The sequence below is a fragment of the Oceanobacillus sp. FSL K6-0118 genome (genome assembly GCF_038006665.1).
GTDB lineage: Bacteria > Bacillota > Bacilli > Bacillales > Amphibacillaceae > Oceanobacillus > Oceanobacillus caeni.
This window is the reverse complement of record NZ_JBBOVR010000001.1, coordinates 222,697-244,431: the sequence shown is the minus strand read 5'-3', so window position 1 is coordinate 244,431 and position 21,735 is coordinate 222,697. Positions and strand designations below refer to the sequence as shown.

At 34.6% G+C, this 21,735-nt stretch carries 17 protein-coding genes, 2 tRNA genes and 2 other annotated features; of the genes, 5 read left to right on the top strand and 14 right to left on the bottom strand.

The window, feature by feature from the left end; translation table 11 throughout:
- Positions 1 to 141: 141 nt before the first annotated feature.
- The 6 genes from MHI02_RS01155 to guaB all read right to left on the bottom strand — a co-directional run bounded on the left by MHI02_RS01155 (position 142) and on the right by guaB (position 6,349).
- A tRNA-Arg gene (locus MHI02_RS01155) sits at positions 142 to 214 on the bottom strand.
- A 134-nt stretch (positions 215 to 348) separates the two neighbouring features.
- A complete protein-coding gene (gene proC / locus MHI02_RS01150; RefSeq protein ID WP_204798320.1) occupies positions 349 to 1,161 on the bottom strand; it encodes a pyrroline-5-carboxylate reductase in 813 nt (270 codons plus the stop codon).
- A 68-nt stretch (positions 1,162 to 1,229) separates the two neighbouring features.
- Positions 1,230 to 1,436: a binding site (T-box leader), on the bottom strand.
- 121 nt (positions 1,437 to 1,557) lie between these two features.
- Positions 1,558 to 1,650, bottom strand: a tRNA-Ser gene (locus MHI02_RS01145).
- 83 nt (positions 1,651 to 1,733) lie between these two features.
- Entirely contained in the window at positions 1,734 to 3,008 is a 1,275-nt protein-coding gene (gene serS / locus MHI02_RS01140; RefSeq protein ID WP_047186865.1) for a serine--tRNA ligase, read from the bottom strand.
- A gap of 52 nt (positions 3,009 to 3,060) precedes the next feature.
- Positions 3,061 to 3,285, bottom strand: a binding site (T-box leader).
- Between the two features lie 51 nt (positions 3,286 to 3,336).
- Complete coding sequence (locus MHI02_RS01135) at positions 3,337 to 4,665, bottom strand: D-alanyl-D-alanine carboxypeptidase family protein (protein WP_052771800.1); 1,329 nt, start codon at positions 4,663 to 4,665, stop codon at positions 3,337 to 3,339.
- A gap of 211 nt (positions 4,666 to 4,876) precedes the next feature.
- Complete coding sequence (guaB, locus tag MHI02_RS01130) at positions 4,877 to 6,349, bottom strand: IMP dehydrogenase (protein WP_060668658.1); 1,473 nt, start codon at positions 6,347 to 6,349, stop codon at positions 4,877 to 4,879.
- A gap of 170 nt (positions 6,350 to 6,519) precedes the next feature.
- Between guaB and MHI02_RS01125 the strand changes: the two genes are divergently transcribed.
- A complete protein-coding gene (locus tag MHI02_RS01125; RefSeq protein WP_047186863.1) occupies positions 6,520 to 7,476 on the top strand; it encodes a YaaC family protein in 957 nt (318 codons plus the stop codon).
- A gap of 98 nt (positions 7,477 to 7,574) precedes the next feature.
- Here the strand turns inward: MHI02_RS01125 and gyrA are convergent, their stop codons facing one another.
- The 7 genes from gyrA to dnaA all read right to left on the bottom strand — a co-directional run bounded on the left by gyrA (position 7,575) and on the right by dnaA (position 16,953).
- Positions 7,575 to 10,091, bottom strand: a complete 2,517-nt coding sequence (gene gyrA / locus MHI02_RS01120) for a DNA gyrase subunit A (protein WP_060668660.1) — start codon at positions 10,089 to 10,091, stop codon at positions 7,575 to 7,577.
- 215 nt (positions 10,092 to 10,306) lie between these two features.
- The gene (gyrB, locus tag MHI02_RS01115; RefSeq protein ID WP_204798324.1) at positions 10,307 to 12,226 is read right to left on the bottom strand and encodes a DNA topoisomerase (ATP-hydrolyzing) subunit B; all 1,920 of its coding nucleotides are present in this window, start codon (positions 12,224 to 12,226) and stop codon (positions 10,307 to 10,309) included.
- A gap of 176 nt (positions 12,227 to 12,402) precedes the next feature.
- A complete protein-coding gene (gene remB / locus MHI02_RS01110; protein ID WP_047186860.1) occupies positions 12,403 to 12,684 on the bottom strand; it encodes an extracellular matrix regulator RemB in 282 nt (93 codons plus the stop codon).
- A gap of 27 nt (positions 12,685 to 12,711) precedes the next feature.
- Positions 12,712 to 13,824 (bottom strand): DNA replication/repair protein RecF, encoded by a 1,113-nt coding sequence (recF, locus tag MHI02_RS01105; protein WP_145524098.1) that lies wholly within the window; start codon positions 13,822 to 13,824, stop codon positions 12,712 to 12,714.
- Positions 13,825 to 13,826: 2 nt separating this feature from the next.
- Positions 13,827 to 14,048, bottom strand: a complete 222-nt coding sequence (yaaA, locus tag MHI02_RS01100; protein WP_060668663.1) for a S4 domain-containing protein YaaA — start codon at positions 14,046 to 14,048, stop codon at positions 13,827 to 13,829.
- Positions 14,049 to 14,282: 234 nt separating this feature from the next.
- Positions 14,283 to 15,419: a DNA polymerase III subunit beta gene (dnaN, locus tag MHI02_RS01095; RefSeq protein ID WP_047186857.1), complete on the bottom strand. Its 1,137-nt coding sequence runs from the start codon at positions 15,417 to 15,419 to the stop codon at positions 14,283 to 14,285.
- A 196-nt stretch (positions 15,420 to 15,615) separates the two neighbouring features.
- On the bottom strand, positions 15,616 to 16,953 hold the full coding sequence (gene dnaA / locus MHI02_RS01090; protein ID WP_047186856.1) for a chromosomal replication initiator protein DnaA: 1,338 nt from the start codon (positions 16,951 to 16,953) through the stop codon (positions 15,616 to 15,618).
- Between the two features lie 1,077 nt (positions 16,954 to 18,030).
- On the opposite strand from dnaA, the gene rpmH reads away from it, so the two are divergent.
- The 4 genes from rpmH (at position 18,031) to jag (ending at position 20,175) form a co-directional block, all read left to right on the top strand.
- Complete coding sequence (gene rpmH, locus MHI02_RS01085) at positions 18,031 to 18,165, top strand: 50S ribosomal protein L34 (protein ID WP_010094630.1); 135 nt, start codon at positions 18,031 to 18,033, stop codon at positions 18,163 to 18,165.
- Between the two features lie 108 nt (positions 18,166 to 18,273).
- Positions 18,274 to 18,615 (top strand): ribonuclease P protein component, encoded by a 342-nt coding sequence (rnpA, locus tag MHI02_RS01080; RefSeq protein WP_204798321.1) that lies wholly within the window; start codon positions 18,274 to 18,276, stop codon positions 18,613 to 18,615.
- A gap of 166 nt (positions 18,616 to 18,781) precedes the next feature.
- Positions 18,782 to 19,561: a membrane protein insertase YidC gene (gene yidC / locus MHI02_RS01075; RefSeq protein ID WP_047186854.1), complete on the top strand. Its 780-nt coding sequence runs from the start codon at positions 18,782 to 18,784 to the stop codon at positions 19,559 to 19,561.
- Positions 19,558 to 20,175 carry an RNA-binding cell elongation regulator Jag/EloR gene (gene jag, locus MHI02_RS01070; protein WP_047186853.1) on the top strand — a complete coding sequence of 206 codons (618 nt, stop codon included), beginning with the start codon at positions 19,558 to 19,560 and terminating at the stop codon, positions 20,173 to 20,175. The genes yidC and jag overlap by 4 nt, the downstream gene beginning before the upstream one ends.
- A gap of 211 nt (positions 20,176 to 20,386) precedes the next feature.
- On the opposite strand, the gene MHI02_RS01065 is transcribed toward jag, so the two are convergent.
- Positions 20,387 to 21,697 carry an ISL3 family transposase gene (locus tag MHI02_RS01065; protein WP_047185367.1) on the bottom strand — a complete coding sequence of 437 codons (1,311 nt, stop codon included), beginning with the start codon at positions 21,695 to 21,697 and terminating at the stop codon, positions 20,387 to 20,389.
- Between the last annotated feature and the right edge of the window lie 38 nt (positions 21,698 to 21,735).

Here is a 21,735-nt window from a genome sequence, read left to right as displayed (position 1 = left end):
ATTACATTTCTAACTAAATAAAATAATTAAAATATTAGGTATCTTAATTCCATTTTAGAATATTTTGTGACAATTTTAAAGTGTGAAGTTTTAAAAATTAAAAAAAGCATGCTAAATTAATAAGCATGCCTTTCATATAAGCGGCCCCGGCAGGATTCGAACCTGCGGCACATGGTTTAGGAAACCATTGCTCTATCCCCTGAGCTACGAGGCCATATCGAATGAAATCCGTATCTTATATTATACAAAAAAGCTCACAAAATGAAAAGACCTATAACCTAATCTTATCCAACTGAATTTCAAAACTAGCTGTTCATTTAATAGAACAACTAGTTTTTTATATGAAGATTAGTTTTTTCCCAATTCCTCAGAACGTTCTTTAGCCTTATTTACACAATCCATCACAATACGTTGAAAATGGTTTTGTTCTAAGACATTTATCCCGGCCTCTGTAGTGCCATTTGGGCTAGTTATTTTTTTTCGTAATGTACTAGGAGAGTCATCCGATTGTTGCAACATTTCTCCAGCACCTTTTATCGTTTGTGTAATTAGTTCTTTTGCTGTTTGTTGATCAAAGCCTGATTCTACAGCAGCCTTTACCATAGCTTCGACCATATAGTAAAAGTAAGCAGGACCACTACCAGCAATTGCTGTTACAATATGCATGTCATCTTCTTTCACTAGAGTTGTTGTTCCAATGGTTTTAAAAAGTTCCTCAGCTATCCTTAAATGCTCTTCTGAAGCATGCTGACCTTTACTTAATGCAGTTGCAGAATGCCCGATCATTGCCGATGTGTTTGGCATTACTCGAATAACAGGGGAAGCCATTTCTAATTCTTTCGTTATCGTATCTGTTGAAATACCTGCAAGAATAGAAATAATTAATTGTCCTTTATGAATAAACCCTTTAAGACCCTGTAAAGATTCGTGAAGATCATATGGCTTCATAGCTAAAATAAGTATATCGGCAGAACGGATTGCCATTTCTTTATTCTGTACCGTTGTTACTCCGTACTTTTCCTCTAAATACTCTAAGCGTTGTTGATTACTTCTATTTGTAACAAAGATGTTTTCCTTTTCAATTATCTCCGCATTTACAATTCCAGATAAAATTGCCTCAGCGATTGACCCTGCCCCTAAAAAAGTTATGTTTTTTTTCACTTCACTTCCCCCTTTTTGAACAACCTCTTATAAAGTAATATAAAAAACCCATTCCGTCCTATCATAACATTTAGGACGGAATGGGTTCCGCGGTACCACCTAATTTGGTAAATTCATTACCCTCTCTTTTTTGATAACACAGTATTCTGTGGTTAGCTTCTTAACTAACGACTCATAGGTAGGTTCATACACTTTCTTTCGTAGGAAACTTTCAGCCTATGGCTTCCTTCTCTTTTCGAATAAATATGTACTACTAGCCTATTCTTTGCCTTACTTATTTAGTTATTTAAAGTAATATATGCTTTATTAAAAATAATGTTCGTATATTAGAAGACACCATTACAATAAGTAACGGTGTCCTTTTATCTCCAAAGTTATGTGCGCGTTAATTAAAAATGGAGGAGGTAGAGGGATTCGAACCCCCGCGCGGTTTGACCCGCCTCTCGGTTTTCAAGACCGACCCCTTCAGCCAGACTTGGGTATACCTCCGTAACAACAAAAATTAATATACCATCTTTCGACAAGCATGTCAATAATTTTTATAAAAAAAAGGGAGAAGTTCTCTCCCTTTTTTACTTCAAATATTCTAAACCACCCATATAAGGAACCAAGACTTTTGGTACTTTAACTGAGCCATCTTCCTGTTGATAGTTCTCAAGAATTGCTGCAACTGTTCTTCCGATTGCTAATCCAGATCCATTCAATGTATGAACAAATTCAGGCTTACCATTTGCTTCTCTACGGAATCGAATTCCTGCACGTCTTGCTTGGAAGTCTTCAAAATTAGAACAAGAAGAAATTTCACGGTACGTATTTTGATTCGGAATCCATACCTCTATGTCATACTTTTTAGCTGCTGTAAATCCTAGGTCTCCAGTACACATACTCATTACTCGATAAGGTAATTCAAGTAATTGTAGTACTTTTTCCGCATGATTTGTCAATGTTTCTAATGTTTCATAAGACTCTTCTGGCTTCACAAATTGGACCAATTCTACTTTATTAAATTGATGTTGGCGAATTAATCCTCTTGTATCGCGACCAGCAGATCCCGCTTCAGAACGGAAACATGCACTATATGCTACATATTTTCGTGGTAAATCATCCACATTTAAAATTTCATCACGATGATAATTCGTAACAGGGACCTCTGCTGTAGGGGCTAGGAAATAATCCCAATCTTCTACTTTAAATGCATCTTCTTCAAACTTTGGCAATTGTCCAGTACCAGTCATGCTTGTGCGATTTACAATAGACGGTGGGAGGACTTCGGTATAACCATGTTTATCTGCATGTAAATCCATCATAAAGTTAAGAAGTGCACGTTCTAATCTAGCACCCAATCCTTTATAAAAAACAAACCGACTTCCCGTAACTTTTCCAGCTCGTTCGAAATCTAAAATATCAAGATCTGTTGCGATATCCCAATGTGCTTTATCCTCAAAATCAAATGTTGGAACGTCACCCCACCTGCGAACTTCCACATTATCATCCTCATCTTCACCTACAGGGACACTTTCATGGGGAATATTAGGGATAGAAAGCATGATCTGTTGTAATTTATCTTCTAACTCTTTTAATTCTTTGTCTAATTTCGCTATTTGGTCTCCTACTTCACGCATTTCCTTTATTGCAGGCTCAGCATCTTTTTTCTCCCTTTTTAGGGCGGAAATTTGCTTAGTCACTTCATTTCGTTTTGCTTTTAAAGTTTCTGTTTCTAAAATAAGTCGTCTACGTCTTTCATCGACCTCACCAAAATGGTCTAATTCTGATAAATCTTCACCGCGGTGGTTAAGTTTTGTTTTTACTTCTTCAAAATTATTACGTAAATATTTTAAATCTAACATGACACTTCCTCCTTAAATTTTGGATAAATACAAAAAACCCCCGTCCCAAATAGATAGGGACGAGAGTATAATTCCCGCGTTGCCACCCTTATTGAAGAGATAATCTCTTCCGGCTTTCACGTTGTAACGGCACTTACCGGGTTTACTTACTTGGAGGGAATTCCTTTCCGTAAACCAGTTCAAGGATGGATTCACAGCACTCTAACATCGATTTCCACCAACCATCGACTCTCTTTAGATAGGTGTTACTGTTACTAATTCCTTTCAACACTGTTGATAAGATTGTTTTATTATCATTATCATAATCATTTTTTAATAAAGATGCAAATTAAAATAAACCTTTAATCCAATCTACTGCTGAAGAAAATATATTAGCAAAGAAGTCACCAATAGCTCCGATTGTAAGCATAAACCAATTTGCTTTTTCTACCGCTTGGTCTGTTACAATTGGTACAGACCCTTGATCATCCGTAATATATCCATAATCATTATCGCCTTTATAAACAAGTTTAGCTGTACCAATTACTTCGCCTTTTTCAATTGGTGCAATTAATTCACCATCTTCATTTAATTTGGATTTATCTAATTCATATTTAAGAGTATAATTTTCAGCATCGTCACCTTTAACTGGTACGGTAATGCCTTCAGCTAAAGAAACCTCTACATTCTTTTCTTTCCCTTTAGATACAGGAACCTCCGTTTGTCCTTTTAGTTGATAACCTTTAGGGAATAATTCCTGTGCTGTAAAGTTATTATAACCATAATCTAAAAGTTTACTTGTTTGTTGGAAACGTTGTGCTTCACTTTCCGACTTCATCACAACAGAAATTAATCGTTGTCCGTTTCTTACAGCTGTTCCTGTAAAATTATATCCACCACTATCCGTAAAGCCGGTCTTTAGTCCGTCTACACCTTCGTAATAAAACTGTTTAAAGTTTACTCCCTCATGTGGAAGCATTCTATTCCAGTTATCTATCTCTTGTCCATCAAATGTTGTTTTCGGGATAGAAGCAATTTCTAAGACCTCTGGGAAATCTTTTATAAGGTTATATGCTAGTATTGCCGTAGAACGGGCAGTTAATAAATTCAAATCTTCCACACTAGTACCTTCCGGCTGATTTCCTTCTAAATCTTTATTGTCTAATCCTGAAGCATTAACAAACTTGGATTCTAGGCCTAATTCCTTGGCCTTTTGATTCATCATTTTAACAAATTCAGTTTCAGAGCCGCCAACAAGTTCTGCAAGTGCAATTGTTGTTGCATTGTCTGAGTTAATCGCCATTGCTTGATATAAATCTTTTACAGTATACTGCTTATTTTGTACTAAACCTACGCCTGATAATGAGGTATTAGCTGAGATAGCATAAGCATAATCACTAATTTGTGTAGTTGTATCCCATGAAATTTTTCCTTCTTTAATTGCCTCCATTACTAAATACTCTGTCATCATTTTCGTCATACTTGCTGGAGGAAGTAACACGTTCTCATTTTTTGCGTATAATATCTTCCCTGTATCAAAGTCAACTAGAATAGCTGCCTCTGCATCTATATCTAAGGAAGCCTCCGCTTTTATATTATTAGGATGATAGGTAAGAATTCCTAGTGAAACCGTTAGTAGGAAAAATAACGATATAATTTTCTTGTGATGTTTAAACATTTTTTACCTCCAAAAATTCCCTTTGTCTATTTTTATTAGGTAGAAAGAAATAAAACTTTCTTTTTTTACAAAAATGGCATGTTTTCTATTTAAAATTTCACAGATACTTTGTTATTTTAACATAGCATCTCAAAAAAAAATAGATGAGGAAAGTCCTCACCTTAAAAAAATTTTATAGAGGTTGTTCAAAAGGTTTTACCTAACCATTTAGTTATTGAACGGAATAGTTAGGAGCCTCTTTTGTAATTTGGACATCATGTGGATGGCTTTCACGTATACCAGCATTAGTAATTCTTACAAATTGAGCTTCATTTCGTAAAGCATCAATGGTTGCTGTTCCACAGTAGCCCATACCAGAACGAAGACCACCGCTTAATTGATGAATCGTATCTGCTAACGAACCTTTATAAGGTACTCTACCTTCAATACCTTCAGGAACTAGTTTTTTATTATCTGTATCGCCTTGGAAATAACGGTCTTTAGAGCCGGCTTTCATAGCCCCGACAGATCCCATACCACGATATACTTTATATTTTCTTCCTTGATAGATTTCTGTTTCACCAGGACTTTCAGTAGTACCAGCAAACATACTACCCACCATAACAGCATGCGCACCTGCTGCCATTGCTTTAACGATATCTCCAGAATATTTAAGACCACCATCTGCAATAATTGGTACACCATATTCTTGTGCCGCCATAGCGCAATCGTTTACCGCTGTAATTTGTGGTACTCCAACACCCGCTACGACACGTGTCGTACATATTGATCCCGGTCCGATACCAACTTTAACAATGGAGGCACCCGCTTCAATAAGTTCTCTAGTACCATCTGCAGTTGCAACATTACCAGCAATAATATTTAATTCAGGGTATTCTTTACGTACTTCTTTAACCTGGTCAAGAACACCTTTAGAATGACCATGTGCTGTATCGATGACAATAACGTCTACACCCGCTTCTACTAGCTTATCGATACGCTTCATTGCATCCTTCGTTACCCCAACAGCTGCTCCGACTAAAAGTCTGCCTTGAGCATCTTTAGCAGCATTTGGGAACTCAATTACTTTTTCAATATCTTTAATCGTAATTAAACCTTTTAATACGTTATTCCCGTCCACTAATGGTAATTTCTCAATTTTATATTTTTGGAGGATTTTTTCCGCTTCTTCCAATGTTGTTCCAACCGGCGCAGTAATTAAATCAGTACTAGTCATCACTTCAGAAATAGAAATAGAATAATCTTGAATAAAGCGTAAATCACGGTTGGTAATAATACCAACTAATTGTTGTTCTTCTACAGAATTTACAATTGGCACACCTGAAATACGGAATTTACCCATTAAATGTTCGGCATCATATACTTGATGTTCTGGTGTTAAGAAAAATGGATTAGTAATAACACCACTCTCTGAACGTTTTACACGGTCAACTTGTTCAGCTTGTTCTTCAATCGACATGTTTTTATGAATGACTCCAAAACCACCTTGACGAGCCATAGCAATTGCCATTTCAGCTTCTGTTACGGTATCCATTCCGGCACTTATAAATGGCGTATTTAATTTTAAACTTGGCGTAAGCTCCGTACTCAATTGAACTTGATTAGGTAAAACTTCAGATTTCGCTGGTATTAATAATACATCATCAAACGTTAAACCTTCTTTTGCAAATTTATCTTTTCGCAATGTAACTCCTCCTTCTCAAATTTAAAAGGTATTTAATAAAAGATGAATGACTAAACTAGTAGATAATCTCTATTTTTATATACAATACGCCAACTATCCTTCTTTTTCAACAACATATTATTGAAAAATGAGAAGTAAATAGATTCTGAAAATTACCTTAGGAGATTATTATGAGTAAATCAGATGGATTTTTTTCATTTTTAACCTCACAACAAACTGCTCAAGTTTACTTACAAAGCTGTTATAAAAAGATAAATGAACAGGATGTTGAAGCTAAAAGTTACCAAAATTATAATGCTTTATTATATTATCTTGATCATGGTAGGAAATTTTATGAAATTGGCCATAAGGTAGAGCTTTTTGCTAAACCTGTTTTATATTTTTATGGATTAACCCATTTATTAAAAGCCTGTTTATTAACTAAGCGTCCGAATTACCCAGAATCTACCGTTTTATTGTCACATGGAGTTACATCTAGGAAGAGAAAAAAGCGTAATTATACATTTATGTCGGATGAAGTGAAAGTCCAAATTAATGGGCTTTTTCCATACCTTTCGAAGCATCTATATTCTATTAATCCTGTTCCTTTTGACAAGATTCAAATGGTGGACTTATTTTCCCTTATACCAGAAATGCAAACCTTCTTTTCCTTCCAAGGAACTGAAAAAATGGTAGTGGTTGGTTCAAAGGATTCTCCAATACTTCAATTTCCTACTACAATACTGGATTATTATCACATAACGAAAGATGCTTTTCTCAATCGAATCAAACCCTATTTATCGGTAATCAAACATATGGAAGAGCGTCAGTCCGTCATTACTGTTCAGTTGGAAGAAAGGCTAGAATCATTTAATGGGCCTTTTTACAAACACATGGACGATGATAAAATATATTTTCCACTTAATAGAGAACATTTTCTACCAATATCGGATGTCATGATTCATTATTTACTTTTATATAATCTAAGTATGCTTTGTCGTTATGAAGCCGAATGGTGGGGGGACTTATTATCATCAAAACCGGAAATGGATTACCCTTTCATATTACAGTTTTTAGATATAACAGCAAAAAAGATTCCAAAAATACTAGAAGATGAATTATACAAAAATATGGATAAAGGAAATTAAAATATGGCAATTCCTATGTCCATTTTATTTAAAAAGCTTTGGTGGACAGGGAAAGCCCTTCTTACCAGCTAAAAAAGGTGGCTTTAAAGCCACCTTTTTTATTCATCTATTTTGTTATCTGTTTCCGTTTCAGTTTCTTCTTTAGACCCTAATTCAGTAGCATCTTCATTTTCAGCATCATTTTCTTCTTGTTCAATTTTAGCAACTGTAGCTACCTCTTCATCATCATGTAAGCGAATGAGTCGGACACCCATTGTACTTCTTCCAGTTATAGAAATATCTTTTACAGGAATACGAATGAGTACGCCTCCTACAGTAATTACCATTAAATCTTCTTCGCCATTAACAGCTTTAACAGCAGAGACATGCCCTGTTTTATCATTTAACTTACATGTAATAACGCCTTTACCACCACGGTTTATTCTACGATATTCAGATTCCGGTGTTTGTTTTCCGTAACCTTTATTCGTCACATGAAGAATATGAGAGCCTTCTTCTAATACTTCCATTGATACTACTTCATCATCATCACGTAAAGATATACCTCTTACACCTGCAGCAGTTCTACCCATCGCTCTAATCTGGGTTTCCTCAAAGCGAATAAGATACCCTTGTTTCGTTGCAATCATAATATCTTTACTTCCATTGGTCAATTTAACGGATATAAGTTCATCATCTTCTCGTAATCCAAGAGCAATAAGTCCACCTTTACGTATGTTAGCAAACATAGATAAAGATGTACGTTTGGTAATACCAAATTTTGTAGTAAAGAATAGATAGGCCTCTTCCTTATATTCACTTACCGAAATAACTGCATTAACCCATTCTCCACTTTCTACTTGAAGCATATTAATGATTGGTATACCTTTTGCCGTTCTTGAAAACTCAGGAACTTCATATCCCTTAGCTCTATAAACTTTTCCTTTATTCGTAAAGAATAGAATCGTATCATGGGTAGATGTAGAAACTAAATGTTCTACAAAATCATCTTCATTTGTACCCATACCTTGGATTCCACGTCCACCCCGTTTTTGGGTACGATAAGTTGAGGACGGAAGACGTTTAATATACCCTTTATGAGTTAATGTAATGACGATATTTTCTTCTGGAATAAGGTCTTCATCTTCAAAGAAATCAGTTCCACCAACGACAATTTCTGTACGTCTATCATCATTATATTTTTCCTTAATTTCTAATAGCTCTTCACGGATAATTTCAAGTATTTTCTCGTCATCCGCTAAAATTGCTCTTAATTCAGCAATAAGCTTTTGTAATTCAGTATATTCCTCTTCAATTTTATCTCGTTCTAGTCCTGTTAAACGTTGCAAACGCATATCCAAGATTGCTTGTGCTTGTTTTTCGGATAGATGGAATGTTTCCATTAAACCTGTACGAGCAATATCAGTTGTTTTCGAATTACGGATAAGTGTAATTACTTCGTCTATATGGTCTAAAGCAATGCGTAGTCCTTCTAAAATATGGGCACGTGCTTCTGCTTTCCTTAATTCAAATTCCGTTCTTCTTCTAATAATCACTCTTTGGTGGTTTAAATAATGTACTAAACACTCTTTAATGTTCAATACCTTAGGTTGACCGTCAACAAGAGCTAGTGTGTTAATACCAAATGTTGTTTGCATAGAGGTTTGTTTATATAAATTATTTAAAACGACATTGGCATTTGCATCTCGACGTAATTCAATTACGATTCGCATTCCATTACGGTCAGATTCATCTCTAAGATCTGTAATACCTTCAATTCTTTTATCACGAACAAGTTCTGCTATTTTTTCAACCAATTTTGACTTGTTTACTTGATAAGGGAGTTCAGTGACAATAATGGAAGACTTCCCATTAGCATGTTCTTCAATATTGGCCTTTGCACGAACGGTAATAGAACCTTTTCCTGTCTCATAAGCCTTACGGATACCACTTCTACCGAGAATTTGCCCAGCAGTAGGGAAATCAGGTCCTGGCAAATAGCTTTCCATGATTTCTTCAATTGTAATTTCTGGATCTTTACTTACGGCTAATACCGCATCAATGGTCTCACCTAGATTATGTGGAGGAATATTGGTTGCCATTCCAACGGCAATTCCCGAGGTCCCATTGACTAATAAATTAGGAAAGCGAGATGGAAAGACAACTGGTTCGCGTTCTGAACCATCATAGTTATCCTGATAATCAATGGTATCTTTGTTAATATCACGAACTAATTCCATAGATATTTTGGACATTCTTGCTTCTGTATAACGCATTGCAGCTGCGGAGTCACCATCAACCGATCCAAAGTTGCCGTGACCATCAACAAGCATATATCGATAACTAAAATCTTGTGCCATACGTACCATCGTTTCATAAACTGCTGAATCACCATGTGGATGGTATTTACCGATTACTTCACCAACGATACGAGCTGATTTTTTATGAGCCTTATCTGAATGCATACCTAAATCATTCATTGCATATAAAATTCTACGATGAACAGGCTTCATTCCATCCCTAACATCTGGGAGGGCACGCGATACAATAACACTCATCGCATAATCTAAGAAAGATGTACGCATCTCTTTACTAATATTAACATCCTGTACACTAGGACGGCTTTCTTCAGCCATATATTTTATACCTCCTATGAAAAGCAAAAGAGTAAACATTAGAAAAACTCACATTCGCTTGTCCTTAAGCGAATGTGTTAGCTTTTCTTATACTTGGAACATTAAAATTTTTTGCTACACCGAATCCGCTTCTCGCTCAAATTTTATCCTTTGCCAAGTATAAAAGAATGAGCTAATTGCTCATTCATATATCTTTTACTTCTACTTACCTATCTTTAAATATCTAAATTCTTCACATATTGAGCATTTTCTTCTATGAACTGACGTCTTGGCTCTACTTTATCACCCATTAACATATCAAATACTTGGTCTGCATCAATCGCATCTTCTAATTCAACCCTTAGTAAAGTACGTTTATCTGGATCCATTGTTGTTTCCCATAATTGTTCTGCGTTCATTTCGCCAAGACCTTTATAACGCTGAATACCAGGTTTTGGATTTTGAGGTAATTTATCTAAAATTTCTTGTAATTCCTTGTCATCATAAACGTAATGAACGGCTTTTCCTTGTTTGATCTGGTATAAAGGTGGTTGTGCAATATAAATATATCCATTTTCTATTAATGGGCGCATATAACGATAGAAAAATGTTAATAGTAATGTACGTATATGTGCTCCATCTACGTCAGCATCTGTCATGATAACTACTTTATGATATCTTGCTTTAGAAATATCAAAGTCCTCAGAAATCCCTGTCCCTAAAGCTGTAATCATCGCTCGAACTTCATTATTTGACAGAATTCGGTCTAAACGTGCTTTTTCTACGTTTAAAATTTTGCCTCGTAAAGGGAGAATTGCTTGGAAGTGACGGTCTCGCCCTGATTTAGCTGAACCACCAGCTGAGTCTCCCTCAACGATATAAAGTTCACTAATAGATGCATCCCTAGAAGAACAATCAGCTAGCTTCCCAGGTAAACTTGACACATCTAAGGCACCTTTTCTTCTTGTTAATTCACGTGCCTTTTTAGCTGCCATACGTGCTCTTGATGCCATTAATCCCTTTTCTACAATAATTTTCGCAACGCTAGGGTTTTCAAAAAGAAATGCAGAAAATTTATCGCTGAAAACAGCATCCGTTACTGTTCTTACTTCACTATTTCCAAGTTTTGTTTTCGTTTGGCCTTCAAATTGTGGATTAGGATGTTTTATAGAGACAATTGCGGTGATACCTTCTCTCACATCATCCCCAGTAAGATTGGCGTCTCTCTCTTTGATTAAATTATTTTTACGCGCATAATCATTTATTACACGGGTTAACCCTGTTCTAAATCCAACTTCATGTGTTCCGCCTTCATACGTGTGAATATTGTTTGCAAAAGAGTATATATTTGTAGCAAATCCATCATTATATTGGATGGAGACCTCTACAGAAATTTCCTGATCTTCTCCTTCAGCATAAAAGGGCTCATGTAAGACTTCCTTTTTGGAGTTAATATATTCAACGTAAGATTTAATTCCACCTTCATAATGGAAACTTACAGGTTCTTGATCAATTCTTTTATCTTCAAGTGATATTCTTAATCCTTTATTTAAGAAGGCTAATTCACGAACACGTTGAGTTAGTGTTTCCATGTTATATTCCAATGTTTCAGTAAAAATTTCTGGATCTGGCTTAAAATGTGTAACCGTGCCTGTTATATCCGTTTCTCCAATTACTTTAATTTCGTTTTGTGGAATACCTTTTTCATAACCTTGAAAGTGGATTTTACCATCACGATGCACATAGACCTCCATATTAGCTGATAAGGCATTAACAACCGATGCACCAACACCATGAAGTCCACCAGAAACCTTATATCCGCCACCGCCAAACTTACCGCCAGCATGGAGAACCGTCATAATAACTTCTAAAGCTGGTCTGCCTGTCTTCTTCTGAATATCTACTGGAATACCACGTCCATTATCTTGAACCGTAATACTATTATCTTTTTCAATAGCGATTTCAATGTGATCACAATATCCAGCCAAGGCTTCATCGATACTATTATCAACAATTTCCCAAACAAGATGATGCAATCCACGTTCAGATGTAGAACCAATATACATTCCGGGTCTTTTTCGAACAGCTTCTAACCCTTCTAAAACTTGTATTTGATCAGCATCATAAGCTTGTTCTGTTGTTGTATTTTCTTCCATTGCCATTCTCTCACACTCATTTCTTATGAAAACTAAATCTATTTTAAGAGGTTGTTCAAAAGTCCGATTAATAAAGACACTTCGGTACTAAAGACTTTAGCCGACTCGATCCTTTTTATTCTCCTTTTTGAACCTCGTTTTAATGATAGAAATCATGAATTTATTTGAAATCAAATTTATAGAGAAATTTCATCAGAAAAATCTTGTTCATTACTAATTCCCTGTGTTATGCCTGTACGTTTTTTAAGTGTTGAAACGGAAACTGTCGTATAATATATTTGATTTTCCGTTACAATAACTGATTTGGCATTACTTTTTGGTCCGACAATTTTCTTTTCCTTTTTCCAAGCTTGTATCATTTCTCCCATAATCACAGACGAAGAAATGCTTTGATAATCGATAATTGCTATGACATCTTTAGATTGAATAACATTACCATTTCCTATATGAATAAACATTTTCCAAATCCTTTCTAATTGATTTGGCTAAAGTTCAATGTTACCTTTACTGACACGAAATAACTCCGCTTTTTTTAATGTTTCGTGGTGAATACCATCTACGCTAGTAGTAGAAACAAAGGTTTGTACTTTTCCTTGGATGGTATTTAATAAATGTGATTGTCTATAATCATCTAATTCGCTTAAAACATCATCAAGAAGTAATATGGGATATTCTCCAACTTCTTTATGGATCAATTCAATCTCTGCTAGCTTTAAAGATAGGGCTGTTGTCCGTTGCTGTCCTTGTGAACCGTACGTTTGAACATCTTTCTCATTAACTAAAAAAATTAAATCATCACGATGAGGACCGATAAGAGTGGTTCCCCGTTCTATCTCTTTGTCTCTTATTTCCTGAAATTTATCAAAATAGATACTATTTATTTTCTCCTTATTTCCATCGTCTGATACTTCTATTGTCGCACTATACTTAATTTCTAGTTTCTCTAATCCTCTACTAATGCCATGATGAATGGAATTAGCCCAACCCTTTAGTAAATTTAGAAATATAAAACGTTTCTCTAAAATAATAGCTGCGTGTTCAACTAATTGTGTCGTTAATACTTCTAACATGGCCATATCTGTTTTTTCTCTTCGTTGCATTTGTTTTAAAAGAAAGTTTCTTTGTTTTAAAATTCTTTGATATTGCCCTAGATGATAAATATAGGTAGGTTGAATTTGCCCTAATTCCATATCAATGAATCTGCGTCTAATCTGTGGTGGCCCTTTGACAAGAGTTAAATCTTCGGGCGCAAACATGACGATATTCATTGCACCTATATAGTCACTTAATCTTTTTTGCTCGAGATGATTCAATTTTGCCCTCTTGCCCTTTTTAGAAATAATAAATTCCAATGGGACAGATTGATTTCTCTTCTTTACTCTACCTTCTATTTTAGCATACTCTTTATCCCATTGGATAAGTTCTTTTTCATGTGAAGTACGGTGAGACTTTGTGAAAGCTAATACATAAATTGCCTCCATCAAATTTGTTTTGCCTTGGGCATTTTCTCCAATGATGACATTTACTTTGTCATCAAATTCAATAGATTGACTCTCGTAATTCCGATAATTTTTTAGCTCTAGCCTTTCTATGTGCATAATTAGGCCTCTTTTTTTACAATATAAGAACCATGCTCTTCTATTTCTACGACATCATTTGGATATAGCTTTCTTCCTCGACGATGTTCTTTCTCACTATTAACCATTACACCAACATCTTGTAAGTAAGCTTTAACCATACCACCCGAATCAAAAATGTTTAGAAGTTTAATTAATTGTCCTAATGTAATATAATCCGTTCCAATTTTTACTTCTTCATGCAAATTTCTCACCACAATCTATTTTAATATTTTTATGTCTATTAACCTTCTTATCCTTCTAAAACTTTTATATACCTATTTTACTAAAGTTTTTGCTTTTAGGGAAGGTAAACCCCTAGAAAATAAAATAAATCGCTTAAAAAGGCCTATATTTGATTTTTAGCATAAGGTTTATTTCAGAATACAAAAAAGGAAATTAGTATGAACCAATTTCCTTTTTTCTTTCTACATAGTTTTTTAATACGTTCTTACTGGAAGTATAAGTTGTAAAATAGAATCATCATTTACAGGGCGGATGACAAATGGTCTCATTGCACCAGTAAATGCAATAGATACCTCATCATATTCAATTGCCTTTAATGCATCAATCATATATTTGGAGCTGAAAGAGATCTTTAATTCTTCTCCTTCCATTAGTTGAGCCATTATTTCTTCCGTTACATTCCCAATTTCTGGTGAGTTACTACTAATTTCAATTAATTGTGATTCCTGTGTAGTTAATCGGACAACATTATTACGTTCCTCTTTTGCTAGTAACGAAGCACGATCAATAGTACTCAAAAGTTCTTTTGTTTTGACTTGAATTTGTGTTTTATATTGTTCTGGAATTAAACGTGCAGTTTCTGGATAATTCCCATCTAATAAACGAGATAGGAAATTTAAGTATTTTGTACGGAATAATATTTGATTATTTGTAACACTTATTTCTACCGTTTCTTCTGAGTCAACTAATATTTTATTTAGCTCATTTAAACTTTTTCCAGGTACTACAATATTTTTAAATTCAAGATTTGTATTAGAAATAGGTACTTCTCTTGAAGCTAAACGGTGACTATCTGTTGCTACAAACTTTAATACATTATTGCTTAAATTTAAATTAACCCCAGTTAAAATCGGGCGTGTTTCCATGGTAGAGACAGCAAATACGGTTTGTTTAATCATACCTTTTAATAAATCAATTGGTATTTCAAAACTATCGTCTGTTTGAATTGTTGGTAGCTGTGGATATTCATCCGCATCTTGTCCATTTAGAATAAATTCTGCTTTACCTGATCGAATCGTTACTTTTAAATTAGGATCAGATTCAATTTCGACTGTTTTCTCTGGCAATTTACGTACAATATCAGGGAAATATTTAGCCTGTAAAACAATGTTACCTTCTTCAATTTGCTCTACATTAACATTTCCATCTTCTTCACGTGGAATATAGGATTCAATTGACACATCTGAGTCACTACCTGTTAACGTAATTCCATGTTCTTTTGCTTCAATCTTAATTCCTGTCAAAATCGGAATAACTGGTCGGGATGATACAGCCTTCATTACATTTTGAACACTAGAAATCAATTGCTCTCTTTGAATAATAAATTTCATAAAAAAATCCTCCTAGTTGGAAGTTCTATTTATATTATTTATTTATAAAAATATAATAATAATAGTAATAATACCTGTTATTATGTGGATAAGTGCATTTTATAGTTTTAAACCTTTGTTTTCCACATGTGGATATAGTGTTTATAATTATGATGTTCCATTAACAATATTCACATGTGGATTACTGTTAGTTTCGTCATAATGATTTAATTGTTTCTTTAAGATCTTCAATATCTCGATTAAAATCGGAGTCTTTTTCTAGTAATTTAGATATTTTTTCATGAGCGTGTATAACTGTTGTGTGATCACGCCCACCAAATTCTTCTCCAATTTTAGGCAATGAAAAATCTGTCATTTCACGTGATAGATACATTGCTATCTGCCTGGGAAAGGCAATAGATTTCGTCCTTTTCTTAGCTGCAAAATCCTCCAATTTCACATTATATTTTTCACCAACTGCTTCTTGAATCCCTAGAATCGTTACTACTTTTGGTTTATTTGAAGGAATAATATCTTTTAATGCATCCGCTGCAAGTGAAGCATCAATGTCTTTATTTACTAGAGAAGAATACGCTACTACTCTAATTAGCGCTCCTTCTAATTCACGAATATTCGTATCGATTTGATTAGCAATATAAAGCATAACTTCATTAGGAATATCAAGTCCGTCTGCTTTAGCTTTTTTATTCAAAATAGCAATTCTTGTTTCTAAATCAGGTGGTGTAATATCGGTAATTAATCCCCATTCAAAACGAGAGCGTAAACGATCTTCTAGTGTAGGAATCTCTTTAGGTGGACGGTCACTAGAAATAATAATTTGTTTACTTTCCTCATGTAATGTATTGAATGTATGGAAAAATTCTTCCTGAGTTGATTCTTTTCCGGCTATAAATTGAATATCATCTATTAATAGGACATCAACATTTCGATACTTATTGCGAAAACTTGTTGTTTTATTATCCATAATCCCATCAATAAATTCATTCGTAAATTTTTCAGATGTAATATACACTACTTTTGCTTTAGGATTATGTTCTAATACATAATGGCCAATTGCGTGCATTAAATGGGTTTTTCCTAAACCAACGCCCCCATAAATAAAAAGAGGGTTATACGCCTTAGCAGGTGCTTCTGCAACAGCTAAAGATGCTGCATGAGCAAATCTATTACCAGCACCTATAACAAAAGTATCAAACGTATACTTTGGATTTAGCATCGTTTTTGGAAAATCATTTGCTGTGTCTTTAACCTTTGGAATTGGTTTTAATTCTTCTACTTCCGGGGTTATATCCGGAATAATGAACTTTGTTTTAAGACGTGATCCGGTTATTTCACCGATAATGTCAGAAATTAAATCAGTGTATTGGTTTTCTAGCCAATCTCTAGCAAATTCATTTGGAGCCGATACAACTAACGTATCTTTTTCTAGTGCTTCAGCTTTTGTATTCTTTAGCCATGTATCAAAACTTGGTTTACTAATTTTTTCTTCGATTTTTTCTAAAGTAGCAACCCAAAGCTCCTCAATATTTTCCAATACGGAGTTCACTCCTTTCAAAAAATAACAGAAAAAGCATCCCTCATTTCATACCGAATGATGGAAAAGGCATGCTGAATATAAAGTATATGATGATTTTTGTAGAATTCTTTTGTGGATAATTAAAATATGAATAAAGAAGGGTTAGAAAAGGTTATATACGTTATCCACATGTATGTTTATAAAATTGTTATATAGGGTGTTAATAAATATCCACAGCTTATTCACAGTTTGTGGATAAATTATTTACCAGTTATTTTTTCCACAAGTGAAAACATTAATATGATAACAAAAAAAAACTAGATGTGCAATGGTTTTTGAACACTTATCCACAAAGACAACTACTTGTGCAAAAACACTATCCACACTACTATATTTTGTTATTTACTTGTCGATAATTGTTGTGGATAGAAAAATATTGTCGATTTTTTGTTAAGATAGGATTGTGGATAAAAAATTAATTGAAATATATAGGCGTTTTGGGGGAAGTTAAAATATTTGGGTGGATCTGAGTGAGGATATTAATTTGGAGTAAAGGATGTTCAATTGAAGGAGCTTTAAGTGGGTGATTAAAAAGAAGGATGAAGCGAGGTCGACTAAAAGCGTAATGTATATAGTTAATAGATGAGCAAGTGCACTTCATTCCAGAAAAGTGAGCCAACTAGAAACTTCGAAGTATTATTTCCATTGAACTTTTTGAAAAGAAAGTATAAAAAAATAGCTTATTAAATCTTGTCATAGGGAGGACCACGTCCGGCTCCAGCGCCCAGCGACTAGCGAGACTTCCTTCACCTCCGTACGATAAGTCAACATCGACTCACTCCGTTCGTCGTGTTTCCTTTATCTCCTGCGGAAGTGGAATGTCCGATTAAAACCGCCGCTTTGCGCGGAAACATCGGACCACCTGGCATGGCCAGGCGCAGTCCGTACGTCGCTAAACGGGCGCTTTCGCCTTTGTTCAAAAATAGATTTGACAAATCACCTAGAAATTACGTATAATTACAAAGACTGTCTGATAGATAAGTTATGAACATTAATTTTAGATATGAAGTTTTCCCTTAGGGAGGTGCAAGATAAATGAAAAGAACATTCCAACCAAATAATCGTAAACGTAAAAAAGTACACGGTTTTCGCGCTCGTATGAGCACAAAAAATGGACGTAAAGTTCTAGCTCGTCGTCGCCGTAAAGGAAGAAAAGTATTATCAGCATAGGCCACTGTTGACTCAGTGGTCTTTTTCTACATATCATTACATTAATGAAAGATTGTACATATTAAAAACAAATAGGACAGGCTTGTAAGGGTTAGATAGGTGGTAAGAATGAAAAAAAGATTTCGTATTAAAAATAATGAGGAATTCCAGTTTGTGTTTAAAAAAGGTAAATCCTTTGCTAACCGTCAGCTTGTTATTTACTACATAGAAAAACCTGGACAGAGTCATTTTAGAGTTGGACTTTCGGTCGGTAAAAAAATCGGAAATGCTGTGACACGTAATAGAATTAAAAGATATTTGCGTCAAGCTTTTCAAGAATTGGAAGGTCAAATAAAATACCCACATGATATCGTAATTATTGCTAGAAATCAGACGAAAGATATGGGGTATGAAGAAGTAAAAAAGAGTTTAACCCATCTTTTATATAAAGAACGTTTATTAAAAAGGTAAATGTTTTGGTTAGGTATAAAGTCCTTCCCATTTCATAAGTGCAACAAGGCATTTGTTTAAAGGCTTGGTAAATGCCAAGTTGTTTAAGTTTAAAATAGAAAGTTATGTCTTTTTAATATAAAATATCAATTAGTATATATCCGTGTTTATTTGAGGAGGAAAAGAATTGCGCAAGAAGTATTTATTGCTTCTGGCTTTCGTTGGATTGGTCGTACTACTCGCCGGCTGTACGCAAACTGGCCAACCGATAACGTCAGAAAGTGAAGGTATTTGGAATGAGGTTTTTGTTTATCCGCTTTCATGGGTAATTATTAAAATAGCCCAAATATTTAACAATAGTTATGGTCTATCTATTATTATTGTTACTATTTTCCTTAGACTTTTGATATTACCTTTAAGTGTGAAGCAAATCAAAAGTTCAAAAGCAATGCAGGAAGTTCAACCTAAATTACAAGAAATTCAGAAGAAGTATAGCTCTAAAGATGCTAACACTCAACAAAAGCTTCAACAAGAAACAATGAAGTTAATGCAAGAGCATAATGTAAATCCACTCGCAGGTTGTTTGCCAATTATCGTTCAAATGCCGATTTTAATTGCGATGTACCATGCGATTGTTCGTACTTATGAAATTAGTAACTATAGCTTTCTATGGTTTGAATTAGGATCACCAGATAATATTTTACCATTTATTACAGGTATTCTTACTTTTTTCCAATCCAAATTAATGATGTCAACTAATACATCTGCAAACTCTAACCCACAAGTAGCAATGCAGATGAAAATGATGTTATATGTGATGCCAATTATGATTACGGTTATGGCATTCATGTTCCCAGCTGCGTTAGCTTTATATTGGGCAACTGGTAATGTCTTCATGATTTTACAAACTATTCTTATCAATAAACCTTTGATGAGTAACAATAATAGTGGAGGAGTTAAAAAGTGAAAGAGATAACTGCTAGTGGACAAACAGTTGAAGAGGCGGTCCAATCAGCATTAGAGCAGTTAAACACCACGAAAGACCAAGTGGAAATTACCATTATTGATGAAGGCAAGAAGGGAATATTGGGTTTATTTGGTGCAAAGCCTGCCATTGTAAAAGTTGAAATGTTACCTGATCCAATTGAAGAGGCTGAAAACTATATTAAACAAGTGACAGCTAATATGAATCTGGATGTTCATATAAATACAACAGTAGATGGAAAGCATGTAACATTTGAGTTAAATGGGGGAAATCTTGCAATTATTATCGGAAAACGAGGACAAACATTAAATGCACTTCAATATTTAGTTCGACTTGTGATTAATAAAAATAGTAAAAAGTATTACACTGTAACATTAGATGCGGAAGGCTATCGGGAGAGAAGAAGAGAAACATTGGAATCATTAGCTTCACGAATGGCGGATAAAGTTATTCGTACAAAGACGAAAGTTGCTCTTGAACCAATGCCAGCTTATGAGCGGAAAATTATCCATAGTGTTTTACAGGACATCCCCGAAGTTTCGACTTGTTCCGATGGTCAAGAACCACATCGTCATATTGTAATTAAACCATCTTAAGAACAAAAGCGGAAGCCCCCTTACAGGCTAAAAACGAGACGTACGGGCTGGACGTGGCGATTCTTAAGAAAAGCTTAAACAAACTAAATCTAATACTTACTTTTAAAACCTTGGAAGATCTCCAAGGTTTTTTGGGCTCTACGTCAAGTGACGTTGGTACTGTATTTTAGTCGACTTTTAATATGTATTTGATTATCACACTCTAGGGAAGCTATGCTACTCTAGAGTGTGATTTGTTTACTACGGGTTTCAGTTTAAAATGTAATCTTATTCGGTTTTTGTAATGCTTAAAATTCCGATAGCCATATGCAATCCGATTGAGTACCTTGATTTTATTGTTAATACCTTCAATTCGCCCATTGTTATACGTATATTGAAAACTGTTTTTCGTATAGGGCAAGTGCTTTCTTAATGTTTTAATGCTTGTTCTTAAATAGGTTGATGACTGGGTTGGACACTTTTTGTTTAATGTGTTCTCTAATGCATGATAGTCCTTTTCGTCAATTGCCTCCAACAGGTCCTGATATATACCATAATTGACTTTAAGTTCCTCACTATAATCCAACATTTCTTGCACTATTGAACTTTCAAGACGTTGGCCAAATAAGCCGTAATATTTATATTCTGTATAAGATAAACTCGATCTTTTTTTCAGTAAAAGCTTCCAATAACGTTTAAGGCGGCGATACTTTTTCTGATCTTCCCCATTAGATGTTCTGAGTTGGTTCATGATTTTAACACGCGTTTTGTTCATCGCTCTTGATATGAGTTGAACTAAGTGAAAACGATCAATAATAATATCTGCATTTGGAAACATCTCTTTTATCAAACTTACATAACCTGCGTTCATATCGATTGTCACGGTTTCTACTCGTTGTCTAGCTGATAAGCTATAATTTGTGATGAAGTGATCTGTAATAGACCGGTTATCACGACTATTTAAAATGTCTAAGATGTCACCCGTTTCAACATCGATATATTCAAAAGCCATCTTGCCCTTGGCATACTTAAATTCATCAAACGATAGATGCTTAGGTAGGGCTTTATAATGCGGTTTATATTTATTTGCTTCTTTATTAATGATTCTCTGAACAGTTGCCTCAGATACACCACAATCCTGGGAAATATCTTTAACGGACTGCGCTCCAGCTGATTTAATCATGATTTGGGCTTCTGTATTTGAGGATATAAAACAATGACGCTTTACGATATTTGTTTGTGCAGTAAAACTAACACCACAATGTTTACACATAAAACGCTGCTTACTTAATAATAAATATGTTGGATAAACTCCCATGGTCGGAATGGTAATACGAGATAATTGTGTTCCGTTTTTATAAATAGAAGAGCCTACTTTCTCCACCTGGCAATTTGGGCATTGATCTGCATCATATGTTAATTTCGCCTTAATAAATTTACAAGACTTCCCTTTATGTTTGCCATACGTTACTGCATTTTCGCTCATATAAATATTTTTATCTTGAATATCTAACATATTTCTAATATCATTTGATATAGACAAGTGAGTTCCCTCCTAGGAATGGTTTTCAGCGACTTTAA

What these genes read in the sequence shown, in the direction of transcription:
- serS (WP_047186865.1), bottom strand. Translation starts at nt 3,008, where the DNA reads ATGTTAGATTTAAAATATTTACGTAATAATTTTGAAGAAGTAAAAACA.
- MHI02_RS01135 (WP_052771800.1), bottom strand. Translation starts at nt 4,665, where the DNA reads ATGTTTAAACATCACAAGAAAATTATATCGTTATTTTTCCTACTAACG.
- MHI02_RS01125 (WP_047186863.1), top strand. Translation starts at nt 6,520, where the DNA reads ATGAGTAAATCAGATGGATTTTTTTCATTTTTAACCTCACAACAAACT.
- gyrA (WP_060668660.1), bottom strand. Translation starts at nt 10,091, where the DNA reads ATGGCTGAAGAAAGCCGTCCTAGTGTACAGGATGTTAATATTAGTAAA.
- gyrB (WP_204798324.1), bottom strand. Translation starts at nt 12,226, where the DNA reads ATGGAAGAAAATACAACAACAGAACAAGCTTATGATGCTGATCAAATA.
- remB (WP_047186860.1), bottom strand. Translation starts at nt 12,684, where the DNA reads ATGTTTATTCATATAGGAAATGGTAATGTTATTCAATCTAAAGATGTC.
- recF (WP_145524098.1), bottom strand. Translation starts at nt 13,824, where the DNA reads ATGCACATAGAAAGGCTAGAGCTAAAAAATTATCGGAATTACGAGAGT.
- dnaN (WP_047186857.1), bottom strand. Translation starts at nt 15,419, where the DNA reads ATGAAATTTATTATTCAAAGAGAGCAATTGATTTCTAGTGTTCAAAAT.
- rpmH (WP_010094630.1), top strand. Translation starts at nt 18,031, where the DNA reads ATGAAAAGAACATTCCAACCAAATAATCGTAAACGTAAAAAAGTACAC.
- rnpA (WP_204798321.1), top strand. Translation starts at nt 18,274, where the DNA reads ATGAAAAAAAGATTTCGTATTAAAAATAATGAGGAATTCCAGTTTGTG.